1 protein-coding gene is annotated in these 426 nt (G+C 43.0%); it reads left to right on the forward strand.

Annotation, left to right across the window (positions count from 1 at the left end; translation table 11 throughout):
* The coding region (locus ASJ80_RS08525) for an LLM class flavin-dependent oxidoreductase (RefSeq protein WP_143747728.1) at window positions 1-426 on the forward strand (426 nt) is incomplete at both ends.

Raw genomic sequence — 426 nt, forward strand, 5'->3', positions numbered from 1 at the left:
AAGATGTAGGTTTTGAATACGCGTGGATTACAGACCACTACAACAACAAGAACGTATACGAAACCCTGGCATTAATTGCCAACGGAACTGAAACTATAAAAATGGGTCCGGGTGTAACTAACCCCTACGTAAGAAGCCCAGCAATAACAGCATCGGCTGTTGCAACTTTAGATGAATTATCAAACGGAAGGGCTACATTAGGTATTGGTCCTGGTGACAAAGCAACCTTCGACGCATTAGGAATTGAATGGACAAAACCTGTCAGCACAATTAAAAATGCAATCACTATGATGGAAACTCTCCTCTCAGGCGGAAAAACAGAAAGCGGTGCAAGCTTAATGGGTACAAAAGCAGTCCAGGAAAAAGTCCCTATTTACATGGGTGCACAAGGTCCTATGATGCTTAAAACCGCTGGTGAAGTATCTG

Source organism: Methanobacterium bryantii (assembly GCF_002287175.1).
Lineage (GTDB): Archaea > Methanobacteriota > Methanobacteria > Methanobacteriales > Methanobacteriaceae > Methanobacterium_D > Methanobacterium_D bryantii.